At 45.0% G+C, this 22,182-nt stretch carries 16 protein-coding genes and 1 pseudogene; 3 read left to right on the top strand and 14 right to left on the bottom strand.

Annotated elements, in window-relative coordinates:
* Positions 1-35: 35 nt before the first annotated feature.
* On the bottom strand, positions 36-5,132 hold the full coding sequence (locus PXH68_RS02925; RefSeq protein WP_316715850.1) for a discoidin domain-containing protein: 5,097 nt from the start codon (positions 5,130-5,132) through the stop codon (positions 36-38).
* Between the two features lie 202 nt (positions 5,133-5,334).
* Entirely contained in the window at positions 5,335-6,180 is an 846-nt protein-coding gene (locus PXH68_RS02920; protein ID WP_248027522.1) for a DegV family protein, read from the bottom strand.
* Positions 6,181-6,310: 130 nt separating this feature from the next.
* Between PXH68_RS02920 and PXH68_RS02915 the strand changes: the two are divergent.
* Positions 6,311-6,568 (top strand): annotated as a pseudogene (locus tag PXH68_RS02915) (TetR/AcrR family transcriptional regulator); the annotation flags it as partial.
* Between the two features lie 169 nt (positions 6,569-6,737).
* Here the strand turns inward: PXH68_RS02915 and proC are convergent.
* The 4 genes from proC to PXH68_RS02895 all read right to left on the bottom strand — a co-directional run bounded on the left by proC (position 6,738) and on the right by PXH68_RS02895 (position 12,592).
* Complete coding sequence (proC, locus tag PXH68_RS02910; RefSeq protein ID WP_248027524.1) at positions 6,738-7,523, bottom strand: pyrroline-5-carboxylate reductase; 786 nt, start codon at positions 7,521-7,523, stop codon at positions 6,738-6,740.
* Positions 7,524-7,532: 9 nt separating this feature from the next.
* Positions 7,533-8,771, bottom strand: a complete 1,239-nt coding sequence (locus PXH68_RS02905; RefSeq protein WP_248027526.1) for a glutamate-5-semialdehyde dehydrogenase — start codon at positions 8,769-8,771, stop codon at positions 7,533-7,535.
* A gap of 66 nt (positions 8,772-8,837) precedes the next feature.
* A complete protein-coding gene (proB, locus tag PXH68_RS02900) occupies positions 8,838-9,914 on the bottom strand; it encodes a glutamate 5-kinase (RefSeq protein WP_248027528.1) in 1,077 nt (358 codons plus the stop codon).
* Positions 9,915-10,129: 215 nt separating this feature from the next.
* Positions 10,130-12,592, bottom strand: coding sequence for a bifunctional DnaQ family exonuclease/ATP-dependent helicase (locus PXH68_RS02895; RefSeq protein WP_248027530.1), 2,463 nt, complete (start codon positions 12,590-12,592; stop codon positions 10,130-10,132).
* A gap of 131 nt (positions 12,593-12,723) precedes the next feature.
* Between PXH68_RS02895 and PXH68_RS02890 the strand changes: the two genes are divergently transcribed.
* Positions 12,724-13,359 carry an MBL fold metallo-hydrolase gene (locus PXH68_RS02890; RefSeq protein WP_205030500.1) on the top strand — a complete coding sequence of 212 codons (636 nt, stop codon included), beginning with the start codon at positions 12,724-12,726 and terminating at the stop codon, positions 13,357-13,359.
* Positions 13,360-13,393: 34 nt separating this feature from the next.
* On the opposite strand, the gene ftsX is transcribed toward PXH68_RS02890, so the two are convergent.
* The 6 genes from ftsX to PXH68_RS02860 all read right to left on the bottom strand — a co-directional run bounded on the left by ftsX (position 13,394) and on the right by PXH68_RS02860 (position 18,281).
* The gene (gene ftsX, locus PXH68_RS02885) at positions 13,394-14,323 is read right to left on the bottom strand and encodes a permease-like cell division protein FtsX (RefSeq protein WP_248027532.1); all 930 of its coding nucleotides are present in this window, start codon (positions 14,321-14,323) and stop codon (positions 13,394-13,396) included.
* Positions 14,316-15,008: a cell division ATP-binding protein FtsE gene (gene ftsE, locus PXH68_RS02880; protein WP_248027534.1), complete on the bottom strand. Its 693-nt coding sequence runs from the start codon at positions 15,006-15,008 to the stop codon at positions 14,316-14,318. Before ftsE ends, ftsX begins: the two co-directional genes overlap by 8 nt.
* A 37-nt stretch (positions 15,009-15,045) precedes the next feature.
* A protein-coding gene (gene prfB, locus PXH68_RS02875) for a peptide chain release factor 2 (protein WP_248027536.1) occupies positions 15,046-16,141 on the bottom strand; the annotation gives its coding sequence in 2 pieces (ribosomal slippage) (positions 15,046-16,068 and positions 16,070-16,141; 1,095 coding nt in all).
* Between the two features lie 31 nt (positions 16,142-16,172).
* Positions 16,173-17,300 carry a tRNA epoxyqueuosine(34) reductase QueG gene (queG, locus tag PXH68_RS02870; RefSeq protein ID WP_208562098.1) on the bottom strand — a complete coding sequence of 376 codons (1,128 nt, stop codon included), beginning with the start codon at positions 17,298-17,300 and terminating at the stop codon, positions 16,173-16,175.
* Between the two features lie 5 nt (positions 17,301-17,305).
* Positions 17,306-17,797, bottom strand: coding sequence for a hypothetical protein (locus PXH68_RS02865; RefSeq protein WP_248027538.1), 492 nt, complete (start codon positions 17,795-17,797; stop codon positions 17,306-17,308).
* Between the two features lie 127 nt (positions 17,798-17,924).
* Positions 17,925-18,281 carry a TM2 domain-containing protein gene (locus tag PXH68_RS02860; protein ID WP_248027540.1) on the bottom strand — a complete coding sequence of 119 codons (357 nt, stop codon included), beginning with the start codon at positions 18,279-18,281 and terminating at the stop codon, positions 17,925-17,927.
* A 135-nt stretch (positions 18,282-18,416) separates the two neighbouring features.
* On the opposite strand from PXH68_RS02860, the gene PXH68_RS02855 reads away from it, so the two are divergent.
* Positions 18,417-18,803 (top strand): hypothetical protein, encoded by a 387-nt coding sequence (locus tag PXH68_RS02855; RefSeq protein ID WP_248027542.1) that lies wholly within the window; start codon positions 18,417-18,419, stop codon positions 18,801-18,803.
* A gap of 21 nt (positions 18,804-18,824) precedes the next feature.
* On the opposite strand, the gene PXH68_RS02850 is transcribed toward PXH68_RS02855, so the two are convergent.
* Both PXH68_RS02850 and PXH68_RS02845 read right to left on the bottom strand, forming a co-directional pair.
* A complete protein-coding gene (locus tag PXH68_RS02850; protein ID WP_248027544.1) occupies positions 18,825-21,509 on the bottom strand; it encodes a cation-translocating P-type ATPase in 2,685 nt (894 codons plus the stop codon).
* Positions 21,510-21,792: 283 nt separating this feature from the next.
* On the bottom strand, positions 21,793-22,182 hold the full coding sequence (locus tag PXH68_RS02845) for a YwiB family protein (protein WP_248027546.1): 390 nt from the start codon (positions 22,180-22,182) through the stop codon (positions 21,793-21,795).

The raw sequence follows: 22,182 nt of genomic DNA, 5'->3' as shown, positions 1-22,182 counted from the left end.
ATAAAGGCAAGCACTTGCCAGTTCAAATGGTTTTCTCACCTTATGTGTCTTTTTCTCTTTTGACAAGATAGTCCGATTCCAACAAGGCCACATGCTAGACCCAGAGCAAAGATTGACTGGTCTTTGCTTGCAGTTTCTGGTAGTCTTGCTTGGCTAGCAGTCTCGCCTGAACCAACAGGTTTTCTGCTACTTTGTTTGTGAGCTTCTTGTTCAAAGACTGGTTTTTGTTCATCTCGCAACTGAGGAACACTCACTGCAGTCACTTGTATGTCTGGACTGACTTGCTCATCCTTCTGACTAAGTAGCACTCGACTACCCACAGCCACTATTTCTGGTAAAGGATCCTGCTGGCTAGTTTCCACTAATCTGCTCGCGACAAATTCCCCTTGGACATAGACGTCTTCATAATGCTGGTTCAAGAAACCTTCTTGACCTATTTGAATCACTTTCTTCTCTCCCAATGGAAGGTTTGGATCTTCCTCCATCAAACTAGGATAAGACAGCTTGTTCTCTATTTCTCTCTTTCTATACTCAATAGTAAGACTTGGGAGTATCAGACCTTCTGGCAATTGATTCCTTGCTCCTTTCTCCAGAAGAAGAATAAGCTTTTCAAGCTCTTTTTCAATCTGGTCCAGGTTGACTTCAGGATCTTCCAATTGAGTGCGCAGACTCGCCACCTTCTCTTGGAAAGTTGGCTCATCCCACGGCTTCCAACTAGTTCTGTCCGTTGCCAATAGTGCCTGTAATTGGTCGACTAGCTGACCTTTTCTTGCCAATAGCTGTGCACGACCAGTTCCAACTCGTATGCGCTTGGCTTGGGCAGCTGTTTGGACGGTATCAACCAGGCGACTGGAAACCAGTACATCATCCTCATATCTGTCTTCAAAAATCTTCTGAATGCTTCCAGCTCTGCCTTGGCTTTCAATCACTTCTTCACCCAGGGCCAATTGATCATCAGAAATTTTCTCAACTGGAATGGCGATTTCTTCCAAAACTTCCCGTCTTTCCAGACGAACTTGTGGTTCTTCCTTTTTCAGACTGAGGTTGGCAATCGCTGCTGTCAGCTCTGCTATTTTCTCCGAAACCAACTGACGACTTGCCTGATCTTCTAACAAGGCCTTGGCTGATCTGACTTTTTGTTCTAAGTCTTCGATACTGCTTGGAGAATAGGCTGCCGCTAGAAGAAGGTGGGCATCGGCTTCTAGGATTTTTTCCTTGAGGGCTTGTGAATAGTTGGTGCTAGCGGGTGTCAATTCAGCAGCAGAGCCAAAGCCTCCGTGTCCATCCGTAACAAGCATCTTCAGATACCGCACCGTCCTTGGACTAAAGCGAATCTGCTTTTCTTGGCCTGTGTCTGGCAGGTTACCTTGGCTCAGGAGTTGGTAATCATCTGATTCTTGCAATTTGCCGTACAGTTGATAGGCTGTGATGTGCCCATTGTTCCCTGTTTGCCGTGGCAGATAGTTCAAGTGGTCCAGGTCCTGCGCTTCTTTCATGTCTATCAAGATAGTAGCAGGCAAGTTCTTTTTGGCTGGCTGCCACTGGGTATGCCAGATTGTTGTACTATCACCGTCAAATGCCATCGAAATTGGTCCGTCAGCATTTTCATTGTCACTACTTACAAGCCAATTTTGCCGAGCGGGACGAAGACTAGATAACCCTTTGTCTTGCCATACAAGCAACTGATCAATCAAGCCTGTCATGGCATGCTCTTTACTGCCAATATAGGCAGTCGGCAAGGTCAAACTCACCTGCTTGCCACCGGTTTCTTGACGAGAAAGGGTATCTACTAGTTCCCCATTGACATACAGCTGGCTCATACCAATTGAACCTTTAAAGGTTAGATGAACCCATTGGTCCCTCGGCAAGGTATAGTTAAAGGAATGGTCATAGCCTTCAAGGGACAAACCGACTTTTCCAGTTTCTTTTTGAACCAGTTTTATGGCATCTCGACCTGACTCCATCAAAATCTGTTCGCCCTGAGCTGAAGCATCCAATTTTACCCAGACAGAAAGGCTGTTCTGAGGACCAACTTTCTCAAGCGGTGTCTTGAAATAAGAAGAACCGCCAGCTAAACGCAAGGCACGACCTGCTTGACCATCCGCAAATGAGATGGCATGTTCTTGGCTCCCATCAAAATTATTACCTGAAAAATCTTCTAAATTGTCCAAATCAAACTTGTAATGCAGCAAAGTCTCCCCAAGACTGTTGATCTGGTGATGGGGATTGTAATTGGCAGGCTTGCCAATGGCTTCCACTGCAGCCAAGTATTGTCGATAGCTACCTCCATCTCGGTTGCCCCACATCTTGGCCGTCAAGGCTGGTAGTACTGCCTCAAAACGCTTGTAGATATCTTGTTCTAAGATACCGTTGGCACGGCGGTCAATCATATCATTCCAAATGGCAAAGGCAGCACCTTTCATCTGCTCAGAACCAGCAGGGATGATGGTATTGCCCATCTTATTGACTTCCCATTGATTGTAGAGCCGCTCAGCATTGAGGTAGTCGGCATAGTAACCAGCTGCAGGCACGATATACAGATCCCCATCCAAGGTATTGATCAAGGAGTAGCCTAGCTGGTACATATCCGCTGGCCTTGCCCAACCTGTTGACCAGATATTCATCTCCGTACCTTCCACACGGACTGGTGTTATTCCTGGTTTTGCAGTCAAGCTCCCCCAAAAGCGCGGTGTTTTCCCTCGGTCAATAGCAAAGCGTAAGAGTTGATCTGTGAAGGCACGAAAGGCTTCGTTGTTGCCTTCGAATTCATCCACGCCGATGTGAATGGTGTCGGTTTCCTCAAATACAGGATCCTCACCTGTCAGGTATTCATCCCAAACACTCTTAATAAAGGCTAGACTTTCTGGATTGGAAACCTCCAGATGATCCGCCCATCGATTGACTGTTCGATCCGTCATGGTCAAATCTGGACGAACCTTGGTAAAGGCTAGAGCATGGGCTGGCGCATCAAATTCTGGCACAATTCGAATACCCCGATTCTTAGCAAAGGCAATCAGCTCCTTAAATTCTGCCTTAGAGTAAAAGACATCCTTTGCTGTCAGGTCTGCCTTGTTGAGACCGCCATTGCCTCCTTCTTTAATGTCTGATTCCAATCGAAAAGCTGAATAAGCACCGTAAGGATTGCCTTCGCGTTGGTATTCTTCAACCCAGATGTAATTATCATTGAGGTGGAGCTGGAAGTCATTGAACTTATACCAAGAGAGAGCTTTGATCATGTCCTTCAAAACGGAGAGCTGGATCGGTTTTCTCCCTACATCCAACATAAACCCACGGGTTTCATATTTAGGATAATCTCTGGCAATCCCTTTGGCAATCTGGTCTGGATTTTGGTTTAACAATTGCAAGAGGGTCTGGGTGGACCAAAATGCACCTGTAACTTGATTGGCCTCCACCTTAATATGGTCTCCGATGGTTAGGAGATAGCCTTCTTTTTTCAAGCCAGGATCACGATCATTGAGTTCAAAGTAGAAATCGCCAGCCTGTGGCGCCTCACCGTAAACAAGTGCAATGCTTCTTCCTGTGATAGCTTCATAGTCTTCCTTAAAACTTTGGACAGCGTAGGCTAAGGCCTCTCGGTCGTCCTCACTAACAACAATCCTGCTAGTTGCTAGCGCTTGAAAATGGCCAGTATGCCCCTTCCATTCGGCTAGACCTGGTGCGACTGTCAGCTTTGCATTATCCGACTCTTCTACTCGGTAGAGTCCCTCCACCAGGACTGTTCTGGCAGGTGTCTCATAAACCTGATCCCCTCGTCGAAGACGGTAATTGTAGCTAACTGTCGTATCCACAAGTGGCCGGTAAATAGTTAAATCTCTATCCAGGATTTGCTCCAAATCTGCCCCGATAAATTCAATTTCGACACCTTGAGGAACCTGTGGTAGACTCCAACGGGTCAAGTCCCTAGTCAGGATTGGAATTTCCAATCGTGCAGCAATGTCCCTCAGACTTTCTTCCTGACGTGCGACAACTGCTTCCTTAAAGACTTCTATCTCATAAACAGAAACGGTGTCCCAGGTAACCTGCCGACCATCTTTGGTTTCCCCGCTCGCATCAAACTGGTCAATCACTAGCTTGATATAGCGACCAGTTTGGCTAGTTGACAGTGAAAAAATCTCCTTGAAGTCACTTGGTTTTTGAGTACGTATCAGGACATCTCTCCATTGTTGCCCATCATCTGATACTTGGAAGCGATAGTTGGAAGCATTTTTACGTTCCCAATCTACCGTGATTGTGGAAAAGGTCTCTCTTTGTCCTAAATCAATCTGGATAAATTTTGGACTATGGCCACGGTCACTCGCCCATCGTGTTGTCCCATTGCCATCTGTTACCTTGTCAGCTGATAAATTGGCTACTTCCTGACCATTTGCTTGGACTGATTTACCTTTGGCTAAATTGGTCAAGACTGCCTGCCCCAGCAACTCGATTTCATAGAGTGAAACGGACGGCCAGTTGAGTTGACCTCCGTCATACTGGTCAATCAAGAGCTTAAAGTAGCGGGCTTCAACTGCTTCTTCTAGCTGAAAACGAGTATCGAGTGCCACATGTTCTGTGCCAGCTTTACGGTAAACCGTTCGATAGGTCTGATTATCATCCGAAGCCTGCAGTTGGAATCCTGTGACATTATCCCTTTCCCAGTAGATGGCTACTTCTTCCACCCTCTTGGGACTTCCTAGGTCCAGTTTAAGTTGATGGTCATCTGTGCCCATCTCTGTTCCCCAACGCGACTGGTCCAGATTGGCTGCTGAACGATTGATAATCCCATCGACAGCTCGACTAGCTGGAAATTCATTCTCCTGGTTATCCGCAACTACCTGGGCACCTTGGGCATGATTAACCCAATGACGCTCACCAGCGCTTGCTTGGGAAAAGTTGGGCTCGGTTGGATCTGCTAGCTTCTCTTCCTGGTCTGGAGAAGAAGATCCTGACTCATCCTGTAAAACCACCGAATCTACTGCTACAGCTTCCTCTTGCTCTCCTTGGACAGGATGAGCTAGCTCATGGTCTGTTTCAAGTGCCAGAGCAGGCGTTAAGGCTTCGCCAGCACTTTCTAGTTGCTCTGCATGCACCAACTGCCCACCTTGGAGACTGGCTAATAGGCTACTACAAATCAATACCGAACCGACTCCTAGACAAGTTTTCCGAATAGAAAATGTCTCTACTAACCTTTTCGAAAAATGCTTCACCATATGTTTCCTTTCTGCTTTTTGTTCACGACTCTTTTATTTATATATTAACATATTTAAAATTGTCGTTCAAGAAAAAGGACAAAACATGGCATAGAAAAAAGCAGGTCCTCTGCCTGCTTACCTTTTTTTAGATTTCATAGCCCATCAAGAGACCACCTTCTTCTGCATAGAAAGAGCATAATCCCGAAGTTGCCACTTCTTCAACGATGGCATTTGGATAGTTTTCTTTGACCAAATCAGAAAATTGTTGAAAGAACTTGTCATTATTGCGGTGAGCCATGATGATGCGTCCACCCTTATAGCCTGCTTTTTTCATTTCTTCAAAGGCTGCTGTCACAGATTTCTTATGACCACGCGCCTTTTGGAGCAATTCCAACTTGCCTTCGCTGCTGGCTTCACCGACCATACGGATGTTCAGTAAACCAACTACAGTTCCCACTAGCTTGCTCAGGCGACCGTTTTTGACTAGATTATCAACCTTGGCAAGGACAAAGAGTAGTTTGCTATTTTCTTGGTAGGTGGTGATGGCTGAAACGACCTCCTCAAACTCCAATCCTGAGGCAATTAAACGATTAATCTCCGTAACCAGCAAATCCATCTCCCCTCCGGCTGAAAGGCTATCAATCAAATGAATCTTGGCATCTGGATGCTCTTCCAAATACATGTCGCGTGCTACTCTGGCACTATTAAAACTGCCAGACAAGGTCCCTGTCAAGGTCACCACGATAATCTGATCTGCCCCTTCAAAGGCTGCTTGGTAGGCTTGAGGACTCGGACAAGCTGAACTAGCTGCCTCAGACGAAGCGTACATAACCTCCATCATCTTGTCGATATCCAAGTCTGCCTGGTCAACGAAGGTCTCTGCCCCAATTTGGACGGTCAAGGGAACACTAATAAATTCTGCGTTTGGCGCCAACTGATCCAGTTGACGGTAATCACAACCAGAGTCTGCAACAATTTTCCATTTTTTCATGATTTTTCCTTACATTCTTACTTTCTTCAACGATTTTTATTTGACAAGCAAAGTATCTTTCCTTACAATTATATCATGAATGGAGACCATCTGAAAGCATTTACTTTCAGATGTCACAAGGAGGATCCCTATGTCAGAGCGCAAGATTTCGCCCCAGTCATTAAAAAACTTGACCAAGGCCAACCAGGAGATGAACCAACTGACCCGAGAGTCGATTGAGACTGCCCTGCTCTTTTTGATGGAAAAAAAGGACTTAAAGCAGATTTCCATATCTGAATTAGTAAAAAAAGCTGGCGTGTCACGCAATGCTTTCTACCGTAATTACAAGTCCAAGGAAGAAATCCTTGAGGACTACTACGAGCGGACTTCCAGCAACCTTAAAAAGAAATGGCATGATTTGCAGGACAAGGTCCAAAAGGATGGCGTCAAGCAAAGCTTTGCAGATTTTGTCCAAGAACAAAAACGCAAGGCAGAGCAAAGCAAAACCCTGTCCAACGTCAGTCAATGGATCAAAGAAAAAACAAAACGGGATTAAAAGTCCCGTTTTTTGCTGTCTTCTATTTTTGACCTAATTTTCTAGTCTTTTTGAGGGCAGCAGCGACTGCCTTGATGATGGCGTAACGGAAGCCTTCTTTTTCAAGGGCTACCACGCCTGCGATAGTCGATCCACCTGGCGAGGTCACTTCCTGTCTCAGCTGGGCCGGATGCTTGTCGCTGTCCAAGACCATCTGAGCGGTGCCTGCCAGAGTTTGAGCCGCCAAAACCTTGGCATCTTGAGCCGTCAGCCCGTTCTGCACACCGGCATCAGTCAGGGCCTCAATCATCTGATAGACGAAGGCAGGGCCGCAGCCTGCGATAGCTGTTGCTGCGTCGATCAGGCTCTCTGGCACCTGTTGGACCTTGCCTGATTTTTCTAATATTTGTTCCAATAGCGGAGCGAGCTCTGGATTGACCAAGCTATAGGTTGTCATGCCTTGGCCGATAGCAACAGGTGTATTGGGCATGATACGGATGAGTTTGTCTGCCGACACATATTCTGACAGGCTTTCAAGGGTCACGCCCGCTGCCATGGAAATCCAAATGGCTGACGGATTCTGGCTAATCTGGTCCTGTAAGCCTGACAAGACTGACTGAATCAGGTGAGGCTTGACCCCAAGGAAAATGACCTCGGCCTGCTCTGCTATTTCCCCATTAGAAAAAAGCTGACCGCCTACCTTCTCTTGAAGAGCCTGGGCTTTTGCTGGGTTATGGTTGCTGAGGAGGAGCTGGGTTTCTGGCAGCTGGCTGACTGCATGAGCCAATGCCGCCCCCATATTGCCCAGTCCGATAAATCCAATCTTCATCTTGTCCTCCTAACGAATGTGGCCGTCGCCTGTGATGATATACTTGTAGGTGGTCATCTCACGCAGACCCATAGGACCTCGGGCGTGCATCTTCTGGGTGGAAATGCCCAACTCGCAGCCCAGACCGAACTCGCCACCGTCTGTGAAGCGGGTCGAGGCATTGACATAGACTGCTGCCGAGTCCACATGGAGTGTGAAGAGGTCAGCCGTCTGGCTGTTTTCCGTCACGATGGCCTCGCTGTGCCCTGTCGAGTGTAGAGCAATGTGGCTGATAGCCTCTTCTACGTTTGAAACGACCTTGACAGCCATGATATAGTCTAAAAATTCCGTGTCAAAATCTTGGTTGCCTGCCGGTGTGGATTGGTTGAGAATAGCTTGAGCCTGACTGTCTGCACGTAATTCCACCTGACCAGCCAGAGCTTCTTCCAAGCGAGGTAGGAATTGGTTGGCAATTTCTTCATGGACCAACAAGACTTCCGCCGCATTGCAGACTGAGGGACGACTGGTTTTAGCGTTGACCACAATCTGAAGGGCCTTATCCAAATCCGCATCCTTGTCCACATAGACATGGCAGATGCCTGTGCCTGTTTCGATAACTGGCACAGTTGCATTTTCAACGACGGCTTGAATCAAACCTGCACCGCCACGTGGCACCAAGAGGTCAATCTTGCCTTTGGCAGTCATCAACTCTGTCGCAGAGGCACGGCTGGTGTCTTGGACCAGCTCGATGACCTTTGGAGAAAGACCAGCCTGTTCCAAACCAGCCTTGAGGGCTGTGACAATGGCCTGAGCCGAATGAAAGGCTTCCTTGCCTCCACGCAAAATGACTGCGTTTCCGCTCTTGATTGCAAGGGCAGCAGCATCCGAGGTCACATTTGGACGGCTTTCGTAAATCATTCCCACCAAACCAAAAGGAATGGACTTCTTGCGAATCTGCAAACCGTCTACCCGAGTGGATTCTTCCAAGACTAGTCCAACAGGATCTGGTAAGTCAATCAAGGCCCGAATGCCATCTGCCATGGCTTCAATCCGCTCCGCTGTCAAAAGCAATCTATCCTGCATGACCTGGCTAATCTTGCCTTGGGCATTTTCCATGTCGATGGCATTTCCTGCTAAAATTGCCTCCGTCTGAGCAACCAACTGGTCTGCCATAGCTGACAGGGCCTGGTTTTTCTGGTCTGTTGTCGCAAGGTTGATAGAAGCCTTATGGGCCAATAAACTATCTAATAATGCTTGAGTTGTTGTCATAAATTTCTCCTATGTTAGTCTTTCAGTTTGCTCGTTCGTTACAATAATAAAAGAAAAACTGAATGACTATAAGCTCACCCAATCGTTGCGGTGAATAAGCACGCCCTCTGCTCTGCCATTTGCTAACTGGTCCTGCAAGTCTTTGGAGGACAGTTTGACCCGCCCTTTACCAATCAAACGGTGGTCTGCCTGACTGTAAACTTCCACGACCTGCCCCACTTCAAAATCGCCTTCAAGAGCTTTGATACCCGCAGCTAACAAACTGCGGCCTTGGTGCAACATGGCATCTACGGCTCCTGCATCCACTTCAACCGCTGCATCTGTTCGGGCGTAGAAGGCCATCCACTGCTTGCGTTGGTTCATAGCATGGTCATCTGCTAAAAAGAGGGTGCCACGATTGGCCTGCGTGACTGCCTGTAAGAGGGCAGTGTCCTCTTTTGAAGAGCAGATAAAGACTGGCACGCCTGACTTGGTCGCAATCTGTGCTGCCTGCAATTTGGTGGTCATGCCACCAGTTCCGTTGGACGATCCTGCTCCTGCTGCCATGGCAAACAAATCTTCCGTAATCTCCTTGATTTGAGGCAAGTGCTGGGCAGTCGGATCGCTGTTGGGATTGGCCGTGTAAAGTCCATCCACATCCGTCAAAAGCACCAAGAGGTCTGCTTTCAAGAGAGAAGCCACCTGGGCAGACAGGGTGTCGTTGTCCCCTACCTTGATCTCCTCAATGGCAATAGTATCATTTTCATTGATAATGGGAATGGCCCGTTGCTTGAGCAAGACCTGCAAGGCCTGAGAAGCATTCTGATAACGTCTAGCATCCGCAAAATCATCCTGGGTCAGCAAAATCTGAGCCGATACGATGCCGTCTTTCATTAGATTTTGCGTGTATTCCTCAATCAGCAAACCCTGACCAACAGCCGCAGAAGCTTGCTTTTCCGCAATCTTGGTCGGTCGCTTGTCAAATCCCAATCTCCGAAAACCAGCAGCAATCGAGCCTGACGTCACCAGCACAATCTGGTAGCCCTTCTGATGCAACTGAGCTAGCTGATTGGTAATCCGAGCAATCTTAATGCGGTCCAGACTGCCATTTTCTTGGGTCAGAGAACTCGTCCCCACTTTAAATACAATCGTTTCTTCTGTCATAGTGATCTCTTTCAAAACTAATATTTGGAAAATTATACCATATTTTCACCCTAAAGAAAATGAATGGCAACTGATGGCACTTCTTCTTGCGACAGGCTTAGCCATTCTTTCCCAAACTGATGGAAAAAACTGGGCAAGCCCAGTTCTTCTTAACATCTATCCATTAGCACGAGTCCTTACTCTAACCAGTCCTAAAAACCTTACCATTCATTTCACTACTCATCAAAGAACTGATGGATAACAGAGGGAATCTGATCCAGCGAAGCCTCGGTTACCAAATAATCATGAGCCAAGAATCGCGCCACCTGTTTGCCATATCGTTTGGTTTGCAGGCGGTTATCTAAAACAAAGACCTGGGACAGTTGACTCGGACGACGATTGGTCCGTCCAATAGCCTGCCTGAGCTTCATCATCATCATAGGTAAGCTAAAATCATAAAAGGGATGCTTGCCTTCCTGACGCAAATGCTGATTGATTTTCATGACAAAACGGTCGCGAGGATTTTCAAAGGGAAGCCGACTGATGACCAAGACAAGCTGGTCTAGGTTAGCAAAGTCAACTCCTTCCCAGAAAAGGCCGCTCCCTAAAAGCAGAGCAGACTCCCCTTTTTCAAATCGCCGCTTGAGATGGTCTGCCTGCCCATGTTTGTATTGGGCAAGGTGGGGAATCTCTTCTAACTCCAAAAGATCAGAAACAGCCAACAAGAGGGCTCGAGAGGTAAAGAGCACTAAAATTGGTTGCTGACCTGCCAATAATTTCTCCAATTGCTGCACCAAGAAACAGGCATGCTCCTCCAGACACAAACCAATCACATCCGGCAAATCCTTGATGAAGACCAGTTCTTGATTGTCTTGAAAAGCAGATTCCAAATAGTCGCTAGTCGCATGTTGAAAGCCCAGCAAATCCGCCAAACTCACCTGCTTGCTAATCTCTAAAGTCGCACTGATACAGAAAATCTTTGGACTCGGAATCAAACGTGCCAACTGCAACAATTCCTCTCGACTCGCCCGCAAATGAGCAATACGTTTCTCGTTCTGGAAATGATCTTCCAACCAAAAATAGGAATAAAATGCCAGCATTCTTTCCAAATCCAGCAGATCTACATCTGCCAGTTCCAAACAATTTTGATGCAATTGTTCTAACTTATCTCTGGTAACTTCCCGCTGTCCAGTCGAGCGAAAATCCGTCAAGAGACTATTCAGTTCAAATAAAGTACTTTCATACAAACGCCGTCTCAATAGAGAATCGGATCGGTCCTTCTTACTCTGCAAGGATTGAATCAAACTGGTCAAATCAATGGTTTGACTTGCCAACTCTTCTGCTGCTAGCAAGATTTTTTGCGCTTCATCGATGACTAGGATATCTGCCTGCATCAAGGGATCCTGGTCCTTCAAATGACTCAAATAGTAGGCATGGTTGGTTAACAAGAGACGACTGGCAGCCGCTTCTTCTTGAACTGCTTGCCAGAAATCCCAGCCCTGAAACAGGCTCTCTTTGTCCAACTTACCATCATGTTTGATTTCATCAAAGTAAGCCTGATAGCGGTATTTTTGCTTTAACTCATCCAGATCCCCTGTTTCTGTCTCACACAGCCACACCAAAATTTGCATCTTAAAGCGATTGAGTAGACGATTTTCATCTTCTCGCTGAAGGGTCTTCCAATAGGAGTCCAATTTCAAAAAATGACCTGGTGCTTTGAGCGAAGCAATAGACAGATGAAACACCTCTCGCAACAGGCGGCCTTCTTTGGCCAAGATCTGTTCTTGTAAGATTTTTGTTGGAACAGTCACTAAAATCTTTTGCTTGCCCTGACTGAGCAAAGGCAATAAGTAACCCAGGGTTTTACCAATACCTGCCTTTGCCTGGATAAAATGCACCCCTTGATTATCGGTCAAATGCTGCTCAATTTTTTCTGCAAAGCGAACTTGAGCCTGTCTTGGTTCCATATCCAAGAGACCAATATTAGTCGTAAAGTCCTGAGAAAAACATTTTTCAGCTTGATGCTGCTTTCTTTTTTTCAATACCAAGCCGTGTACCAACTCTAAGTTAGCTGCCAGCCCATCTTCCACCTGCTCAAAGAGGTCATCAAGGACCAAACGGGATTCGTAGAGCAGATGATCCGCCAAAGGCAGTAACTGAACCAAGACCGGACGAGGCAAACTGAGAATCTTCTCCTGGATTCGTATGAGAAGCTGCGCCGTTGCCTGGGCATCCGAAATGGCTGTATGGGCCTGGTCCAAGGGCAATTTCAAGGCTTCAGCCAGATAGGTCAAGTTGTATTTTTCAAATTGCGGGAAAAAAAGTTGGCTCAACTCGACCGTGTCCACTCGTGGAATATAGAGGTCATACCCTTCAAAGAACAAGGCTTCGGTCAGCAAGTTGGCATCAAATTGCACATTGTGGGCTACAAATACAGCATCTTCCAACATAGAATAAATCTGCCCAGCTACCTGACCAAATTCTGGTGCCAGAGCTAGCTGCTCATCGCTAATACCTGTTAAATCCTTGATATGATCATCCAAGGGCTCATGTGGGTTGATGTCACTAGCAAACTGGTCAACGATGAGACCATTCTCAACAATGACAATTCCAATTTGAATGATTTTTGCCAGGGAACTACTCGAGGTTGCTTCCAAGTCCACAATGGCATATTTTCTTGTACGAATCCTGTTTTTCATATTCCCCATTATAGCAAAATTTTGAAAAGCTTACAAAAGCATACTAAACAAATAGAGAAATCTAGAAGATAAGGACCTCACTTGTGCCAATTCATACATTTTTTGATACACTTACAGAGACAGGAGGTTTTATGAAACTACATACCATTACCAATTTTATTGCTAGAGAAAACACCTATATTTTAGAAGGAGAGCGAGATTTACTTGTGATCGATCCTGGGAGTGACTGGTCACGTATCCATCAACAACTGCTCCAGCTAACAAAACCTGTGGCAGCTGTACTCTTGACCCATACCCATTACGACCACATCATGAGCCTGGAAGCCTTACGAGCAGCATGTAAGCAACCACCAGTATACGTTGCAGAGAGCGAAGCTGCTTGGCTCTATCAACCAATCGATAACCTATCCGGTCTCGATCGTCATGCCGATTTGGAAGATGTCATCTGCCAACCTGCAGAAGAGACCTTTCAGTATGACCAACCTTACCAGATTGGGGAGTTTACTTTTTCCGTAGTACCAACACCTGGCCACTCGATTGGCGGTGTGTCCTTTGTCTTTCCTGAAGCTGCTTGGGTATTCTCAGGTGACGCCCTCTTTCGCGAAACCATTGGTAGAACAGATTTACCGACAGGTGATTTTGACCAATTGATCCAAGGGGTGCGCCAACAGATTTTCACCTTGCCCAACCATTACCAGGTCTATCCGGGCCACGGCTTTCCAACAACCGTTGCCCACGAGAAAAATTTCAACCCATTTTTTAGATAAAAAAGAAAAAGCCCTTAGGCTTTTTTTCTTTTTATTAAATCTTCAAGAAACGACGCATTGAAATCACCGAACCAAGTGAACCGATGACAATACCAACCAAGAAAAGGCTGCCGATCATACCCGGTATGAAGATGGATTTATCAATCAAGGATAGGTTTTGAGATGCCAAAGTTGAATTCACTTGAGCATAGACCATTTCATAGACAAAATAAACCAGAGTTGCTGGTGCAATGGCTCCTAACAAGCCAACCCATGCACCTTCCAAAAGGAACGGACCACGGATGTAACTGTTTTTAGCACCCACCAAACGCATGATTTGAATTTCACGACTACGTGAAATGATGGTGATACGAATGGTGTTGGAAATCAAGAAGATGGCTGTGAAGAGTAAGAGAGCAGTCGCTGCAAAGCCCCATGTCCGGACCATATCTGCCAGTTTGAAAATGCGCTCTGTTTCAACTTCTCCATCACGGACTTCTGTCACTCCATCAATTTGTGCTACCTTTTCTGCAACTGTTTTCACGTATTGAGGATCAGTGGTATCGATGATGTAGGCATCATATAGTGGATTGGCATCCCCTGCAAAGAGATTCCACGTATCTCCCAATTTCTCAGTCAATTGTTGCAGTTGCTCATCCTTACTAGAAAAAGTTACGCTTTCCACATTGTCCAAGGCCATAATCTGGTTGTAGATGGATTTGTAGTTTGGATTGGCTACTGTCTCCCCCTGATCGTTGACAATGGTCTCATCGTTGTCTGTCGAGTTGGCACGCAAATAAACATTAATTCGAACGTTGTGTTCCAAATCAGATGCCAATTTTGCTGTATTCAAAATCACTGAAGCAAAAATTCCGACCAAGGTTAGGGTAATAGTCACAGAAGAAATAGCAGCGATGGTCATCCAACCATTTCGCTTCAAGCTCTTTAGTGACTCAATAAAGTGTCTAAAAAATCGTCTAATCATCGTATCCGTATTCTCCTTCCGCTTCATCACGCACCACACGACCGTCTTCGATCGCAATTACGCGGTGGCGAAGTGTGTTTACGATTTGGCTATTGTGGGTTGCCATCAGGACAGTTGTACCCTGCAGATTGATGCGCTCCAACAGATGCATGATTTCCCAAGAGTTCTCTGGGTCCAAGTTTCCTGTTGGTTCGTCGGCAATCAAGACTTTCGGATTGTTTACAATCGCACGCGCAATAGCAATCCGCTGCTGCTCACCACCTGAAAGTTCATTTGGGAAAGAACGGATTTTATGCTTGAGACCAACAAGGTCCAAGACTTCCATGACACGCTTTTTGATATTGCGTGGCTTCTCTCCGATAACCTCCATGGCATAAGCAATATTTTCAAAGACCGTTTTCTTTGGCAAGAGCTTGTAGTCCTGGAAGACAACACCGACTGAACGGCGTAGTAAGGGAACATCTTTCTTTTTGATCTTTGATAGGTCAAACTTTCCAACTTTTAACTGCCCTTTATCGATTTTTTCCTCACGATAAAGCAATTTAATAAAGGTCGATTTACCGGCACCTGAAGGTCCTACGATATAGGCAAATTCACCCGGTTCTACATTTATGGACACACCGCGAAGGGCTGTTGTCCCGTTTCCATATTTCTTGGAAACATCTTTCATTTCAATAATTGGCATAGGTCTAACTTGTCCTCTGACAATCCTTTCTATAGTTTTAGCTGATTCGCCATTTTAGGTAAGCATCGATAAATCCTTCGATGTCTCCATCCATCACCTTGTCTACCTGAGCAACTTCATGTCCAGTCCTGTGGTCTTTGACCATGGTGTAAGGTGTGAAGACATAGGAACGAATCTGACTTCCCCAGGTAATCTCTTTTTTATCTCCTTTAAGAGAATCGACTTCCGCAGCCTTCTTCTCCTGTTCAAGCTGGTAAAGCTTGGCTTGGAGCAATTTCATGGCACGGTCACGGTTACCGTATTGGGTACGGTCAACCGTTGACTGGGTCACAATACCAGTTGGAAGGTGGGTCAAACGCACACCGGTTGAAACCTTGTTGACATTTTGTCCACCCGCTCCTCCACTGCGGAAGGTATCCATCTTGACTTCATCATCACGAATTTCAATCTCAATGGTATCATCCAACTCTGGCATGACTTCCACCGAAGTAAAGGATGTGTGGCGTCGCTTGGCAGAGTCGAATGGTGAGATACGTACCAAACGGTGCACACCCATTTCCGACTTTAGAAGTCCATAGGCATTTGGACCTGTGAAGCTAAGCGTCACAGACTTAATTCCTGCTTCATCCCCTGCTTGGTAATCAAGCGTTTCAACAGTGAAACCTTTGGCATTTCCAAAGCGTGTGTACATACGTAGGAGCATCTCACCCCAATCCTGTGCCTCTGTTCCACCAGATCCTGGATGAATTTCCAAAATCGCATTGTTATGGTCATAAGGCTCCGATAAGAGGAGGGTCATCTCGTAGCTTGCCATCAACTTATCAAGCTCAGCCAACTTGTCAACCAATTCTTCTCGAACGCTTTCGTCTTCTGACAAAAAATCCAATAAGATTTCTGTTTCATCAAACAGATCAATCATTTGGTGGAAATTACCATAGGTTGCTTTTAATTCGTTCAAGTCCTGTGATGTTTTTTGGGCTGCCAGGTTGTCATTCCAAAAATCTGGCTCGGTCATCTTATTTTCTAAGATGGCAATCTCTTCTTCAAGACCTTCTAAGTCAAAGAGACCCCCTAAATGATGTTAATTTACCACCAAGTTGTTCGATTTTCTGGCGAATTTCTGCTGTATCCATAGCTACCTCGTTTCTAATTCTTAACATTCTATCATACTTGAAGGTTTTTGGCGACCTTTAAGAAGGCCTCCTTTTCCGTCAAAACATCTGGATTGTCTGACGAAATCCCTTCAATAAAATCAATCATCTCCTGATTGGGACGTTTGACCAACTGTCCAAGAGCCCAGATAGCTGTTGCCATGTGGACTGGATTCTGTTTTTTATCAATAATTTCTAATAGTTTGGGAATGGCAGAGCGGTCATTACTATTGGCCAATGCGATGATGGCATTGCGTTGTAAAATATTCTTGCCACGCCAGGATCCTGCTATCAAGCCAAACTTTTCTTTAAACTGCCCATTTGATAGGTCTAAAAAGGGCAGCAATTCTGGATGTGCTAGGTCGGGATCAATGTCCACTAGTGGTGGACTGGAAATCCCCTTGTTGTAAGGACAACAAATCTGACAGATGTCACAACCATAAATGACGGTTTTAATTTTCTTGCGAAATTCCACATCCATCATGCCCTTATCCTGAGTCTGAAACGAAAGACAGCGCTGGGCATTCATAGTCGTATCTCCCAAGAGGCAAGAGGTCGGACAAGCATCCACACAGCGATTGCAGTCTCCGCAACCATAGTCGACAGGCTGATCAGGCTGGATATCCAAATTGGTAATCAACTCACCAAGAAACATGTAGGAGCCAAACTCTTTTGAAATTACTAGTCCACTTTTCCCGATAAAGCCAATTCCAGCACGCTGAGCAACTGCCGTGTCAACCAAGGCACCTGTATCTACCATGGCCTTGTACTCTAGCCCTTGAGTCAATTGCTCGATACCTCTCGCCAAGCGTTCCATCTTGTCCTGCAGGATATAATGGTAATCCAACCCCCATGAACTCGGAGAAATTTTTCCCCGCTTAAAAGCTGTTTTCTGAGGCTGCTGAGGCAAGTGTCGCGGATAAGCTACGGCAATTGAAATGATAGTCCTTGCTGACTTTAAGCTCAAGCGAGGCCTAATCCGCTCTTCAATATTTTTATGTTCAAATCCAGACGACCGACCTTCTTCAATTGAAGCCCGCAAGGATTTCTCCAAGTAAGCAAAGTCATCTGCTGTTGTGAAGCCAATCTTGGAAATCCCAATTTCCTTTGACAAGGCTATTATTTCTTCTTTGAGATTCATCTCTTTCATTCTAGCAAAAATCCTATTTCTTGCCAATATTCCTTTAGTAAAATTGTACCAAAAATCACTAAAAAACCAAGCAAAAAGACAAGATGTAGTCGAGAATAGGCTTTTTCTCTCCACACACTAGTAGCAACATAGGCTACATTTATCCCTATGGCAGCTCCAAAACCTTGGAATAAGAGAAAATCAAGCCCCACCAGTTGGCCTTTGCAAAGATAGGTCACACAAGCCAAGAAGCTAGCTACAAGTCCTGTCAGGACTAAATTGTGCAACCAACTAGCGGTCCGAAAAACTAGTTCCAGAAGAATGCCCATAGGAAGATAGAGTAGGAAACCCGTCAGCAATTGCGGCAGAGAATGTGACCAAACTTGTATGATGTCCAGGCTCAGTATTCGACCAGTTTCTACTTGAAAGAGGTCAAACAAACCTGCATTCCAAGCCAAAACAAGAAGATAGGTCAGTAAGAATCCCCATGAAAAAGAGCGACTGCCCATAGTTTCCTCCATTTTAGAACATTTTTCTATTATAGCAGATTTTTTTACGTTTTTGGTTACAATCAGGTAACGAATCACCTCTGCTATTACAATTAAATGACAAAACATACCCTGAAAACAGAGTATGTTACGGCATGTAATAAGCCTCCAACAACTGCTGGTGAAGACGTTCTAGATTTTTTTCCTTTGTCGATTTGACAATCAAAAACCAATCAACTACGATCCATAGCCCCAAGCTTGCCCACCACAAAAACAATTTTGCCAAGGCCAAGCCAAATTGTCCCAGATAAAAACGATCAACTGCCAAGTGACCAAAAAAGAAGGAAAAGACCCAAGCCAAAACGGGATCCTTGAGTTTCACGCTGAATACATGTTCTTGTTGTCTAGGTGTTAGTTCTTCCAATCGTGCTTGTAAAAATGCAAGCGACTCAGCTGGCAGATAGCGACTATTACGGGCTAAAAATAATTCTGTAAGTGCAGACATAGCAAACCTCCATTTCTAGTCTAGCCTATGCAGGCTATTTTGTAAAGAATAAAGCTATTTTAAGAGAGTAAATCTTGAAAATAATATGTATTCTTATACCAATATGTGCTATACTAATGAAAAAGGAGGTCTGCAATGTCTATTACCATTAAACGAGATACAGGAGCAGTCGGGGCGGCCGGAAAACTTCACTTTTTAGTCAACGGTCAAACGGCTGGAAGTATCGGAAACAAGGAAACGATTACCCTTAAGCTCACAGGTAAAACAGCCCAATTTGCTATCCGAGAAGATAAGAAATCAACCATCGAAGTGCAGAATGGCGATCATATCATCATACAACCAAATAAACTTTACTTCAGCATCTACATTATCAGCCTGCTAGCTATTATTGCCCTAGCCTTTCTAACCTTTGCCCCCATTGTCGAGACGGTTATTGCAGGAATAGCGCTGACAGTCTTCCTAGTCAGTAACTTCCTTCTCCCCCGCTACCACTTATCAAAAGATACAAAAAACTCAGGCTAAGCCTGAGTTTTTTATGTATTCTTAGATCGCTTTTTCATCCAAGCCCATTTTACGTTGTACAAATTTGACAATTTCAACAACGACAACCATGAGGCCTGAACCAATAATTGCTACCAACCATTGAGTTGGTGTCAAGATTGAAACCTTGAAGAAGGTATTAAATCCTGGAATTACCAAGGTTGCCATCAAGAGCAAGAAGGCAGCTACGATAGACCAGTTAAAGAGTTTATTCTTAAATGGACCAACGGTAAAGATTGATTGGTAAACAGACTTAACGTTGAAAGCATGCACCAACTGGATCAAACCAAGCGTCAAATAAGACATAGTAAGAGCATCTGCGTGGATTTCAGCATAGGTACTATGCTCTGGATAGAGAAGAGCATAGCCGTAAACCCCCAAGACAATAGCTGTTTGAAGAATACCTTGGTAGACGATAGAGCTCAAGACACCACCTGAGAAGAAGCTTGAGTTACGACCACGAGGTTTGTGCTGCATGACACCTGGCTCAGCAGGTTCAACACCAAGGGCGATAGCTGGAAGTGTATCTGTTACCAAGTTAATCCAAAGAAGATGAACTGGTTCCAATACATCCCAACCAAAGAGGGTTGCAAGGAAGATACACAATACCTCAGCTGTGTTAGCTGACAAGAGATACTGAATCGTTTTTTGGATGTTTGAGAAGACTTTACGCCCTTCTTCAACCGCCACGATGATAGTTGCAAAGTTGTCATCTGCAAGGACCATATCAGAGGCACCTTTCGAAACTTCCGTACCTGTGATACCCATACCGATACCGATGTCGGCTGTCTTCAGCGATGGTGCATCGTTTACACCGTCACCTGTCATGGCAACAACCTTACCGTCATTCTGCCAAGCCTTAACGATACGAACCTTGTGTTCCGGAGATACACGCGCATATACAGAATATTGTTTGAAGACTTTTTGGAATTCTTCATCTGTCAATTCATTAAGTTCTGCACCAGTGAATACATGGTCTTCTGTGTCATTTTCATCGATAATGCCAAGACGTTTCGCGATTGCTTCTGCTGTATCTTGGTGGTCACCTGTAATCATGATTGGACGAATACCTGCCTCTTTAGCAACACGAACTGCTTCTGCTGCTTCCGGACGCTCAGGGTCAATCATACCAACCAAACCTGAGAAGACAAGTTCATTTTCAACGATGTCAGATTCCAATTCAGGAATAGCATCCACATACTTGTAAGCCATCATCAATACGCGAAGAGCTTGCTTGGCCAAGGACTTGTTGGTTGTCAAGATTGCTTCTTTATCTGCATCTGTGATTGGGCGAACAGTACCATTTTCTTCGATTTGTGTCACACGTTTGAGCAACTGATCTGGTGCACCTTTTACAGCGACCAAGAATTGGCCATTTGCTTGCTGGTGAATGGTTGACATCAATTTACGTGTTGAGTCAAAAGGCAATTCTGCCAAACGTGGTTCAGAAACCAAGACTTCACGAACATCAAAGTTTTGATCCAAACCAAATTGAACAAGCGCTGTTTCAGTTGGGTCACCAATCAATTTACCTGTTGGGTCAACTTTTGTATCGTTGGCAAAGTTCATGATACGAAGGGTTGAGTTTGATGCATCAAACTTTTCTTTAGCATCAACCAATTGACCGTTTGTATAAACTTTCTCCACCGTCATTTGGTTCATGGTCAAAGTACCAGTCTTATCGGATGCGATAATTTCAGTTGAGCCAAGTGTTTCAACAGCTGGCAACTTACGAATGATTGAGTTACGCTTAGCCAATACTTGAGTACCAAGTGAAAGAACAACTGTTACGATTGCTGGCAAGCCTTCTGGAATAGCTGCAACCGCGAGGGCAACAGAGGTCATAAGAGCTGGCAAGATTCCTTCGCCACGTACAAAGACTGAAACAGCCATTGTAATCACAGCGATGACCAATACTGCATAGGTCAAAACTTTAGACAACTGGTGCAAGTTCTGTTTCAATGGAGTATCAGTTTCATCTGCATTGGCAAGCATGCCTGCGATGTGCCCAACTTCCGTGTACATACCTGTGTTTGTAACCACACCAAGACCTCGTCCGTAAGTAACGTTTGAGTTTTGGTAAGCCATGTTAACACGGTCACCGATTGGTGCATCCGCTTCAAGAACCTTGGAAAGATCCTTATCAACTGGAACTGACTCACCAGTAAGAGCAGCTTCCTCAATCTTCAGTGAGTTAGCTTCTAACAAACGCATATCCGCAGGTACAACATCTCCAGCTTCAAGCAAAACGATATCGCCAGGAACCAAATCTTTTGAATCCACTTCGACAACATGGCCATCACGGAGAGCACGCGCAACAGGACTAGACATGTTCTTAAGAGCTTCGATTGCCGCTTCTGCCTGACCTTCTTGATAAACACCGAAGGCCGCATTCAAGATAACAACCGCTAAGATGATAATAGCATCCGTCAAACCGTGTGAACCCTCTGTAATCACTGTTAGGATTGCAGCCGCAATCAAAATAATGATCATTAAGTCCTTAAATTGATCCAAGAATTTTGCCAAGAGCGTTCTTTTTTCGCCCTCGTCCAACTCATTGCGACCATACTCAGCCAACCGCTTGCTGGCTTCCTGGCTTGTCAAACCTTCTGCAGAAGATTCGAGACTAGACAATACTTGTTCTTCGTTTTGAGTGTAAAACAAATCACGTTTTTGTTCTTTTGACAATTTCCTTCTCCTTTTGGTCTCTTTCAATAAAAAAGAGACCTGTTTTTATTAAAACAAGTCTCGCTATTTAATATATTGCCGGAAACAAGTCGGATTGACGACAATATCACGGATGACCTCTTCTCTCACCTTTTTCACAATTCCTGACTTTTCATCACTGATAAACAGGTTGCTCTATAAAGATGATGGAAAAAGCGAAATCCGCTAGCTACTCCCTCGATTTGTCACCTATCATAACAAAATTAGAGCAAAATTTCAAGAATTTTTCCTTTTTGGAAACGTTTTAATCTCCCCAAGAAATCTCCATCTGATAGCGGGCAAAGACTTGATCCCTCTCTAAAGGTCGCAATTCATAGGACAAAGCCAATTTTCCAGCCTCTGGCTCAAATTGATAGCGGTCTGTTTTTGTGACAAAGTGCTGAATTCCCATCGGCGTCGGAATGGTTACGATAGCTTCTTGCTGAACCAAAAAACGCATGATTGATTTTGGATTTGAAAATCGCGTCATGGTCAGCTCATCCCTTGTCATTTTCAAAACAACCTTTTCTTCCTCTTCATTTCGATAATGAAGATAAAGAGAGCCATTTTTTTCTGTCAATTCGACTGGAAAAACTTGATGTACCACCTCTGTCTGGTCATCCAATTGAATCTGATTCAGTAACCGGATCTGCAT

The organism is Streptococcus sp. 29896, assembly GCF_032594915.1.
GTDB classification, from domain to species: domain Bacteria; phylum Bacillota; class Bacilli; order Lactobacillales; family Streptococcaceae; genus Streptococcus; species Streptococcus suivaginalis.
This window is presented reverse-complemented; position numbering and strand designations above follow the sequence as displayed.

Coding starts and splice junctions, on each gene's coding strand:
- ftsE (WP_248027534.1), bottom strand. CDS start 15,008: ATGCCAATTATTGAAATGAAAGATGTTTCCAAGAAATATGGAAACGGG.
- PXH68_RS02905 (WP_248027526.1), bottom strand. CDS start 8,771: ATGACAACAACTCAAGCATTATTAGATAGTTTATTGGCCCATAAGGCT.
- PXH68_RS02890 (WP_205030500.1), top strand. CDS start 12,724: ATGAAACTACATACCATTACCAATTTTATTGCTAGAGAAAACACCTAT.
- proC (WP_248027524.1), bottom strand. CDS start 7,523: ATGAAGATTGGATTTATCGGACTGGGCAATATGGGGGCGGCATTGGCT.
- PXH68_RS02845 (WP_248027546.1), bottom strand. CDS start 22,182: ATGCAGATCCGGTTACTGAATCAGATTCAATTGGATGACCAGACAGAG.
- PXH68_RS02855 (WP_248027542.1), top strand. CDS start 18,417: ATGTCTATTACCATTAAACGAGATACAGGAGCAGTCGGGGCGGCCGGA.
- PXH68_RS02865 (WP_248027538.1), bottom strand. CDS start 17,797: ATGGGCAGTCGCTCTTTTTCATGGGGATTCTTACTGACCTATCTTCTT.
- PXH68_RS02895 (WP_248027530.1), bottom strand. CDS start 12,592: ATGAAAAACAGGATTCGTACAAGAAAATATGCCATTGTGGACTTGGAA.
- PXH68_RS02920 (WP_248027522.1), bottom strand. CDS start 6,180: ATGAAAAAATGGAAAATTGTTGCAGACTCTGGTTGTGATTACCGTCAA.
- proB (WP_248027528.1), bottom strand. CDS start 9,914: ATGACAGAAGAAACGATTGTATTTAAAGTGGGGACGAGTTCTCTGACC.
- PXH68_RS02860 (WP_248027540.1), bottom strand. CDS start 18,281: ATGTCTGCACTTACAGAATTATTTTTAGCCCGTAATAGTCGCTATCTG.
- queG (WP_208562098.1), bottom strand. CDS start 17,300: ATGAATCTCAAAGAAGAAATAATAGCCTTGTCAAAGGAAATTGGGATT.
- ftsX (WP_248027532.1), bottom strand. CDS start 14,323: ATGATTAGACGATTTTTTAGACACTTTATTGAGTCACTAAAGAGCTTG.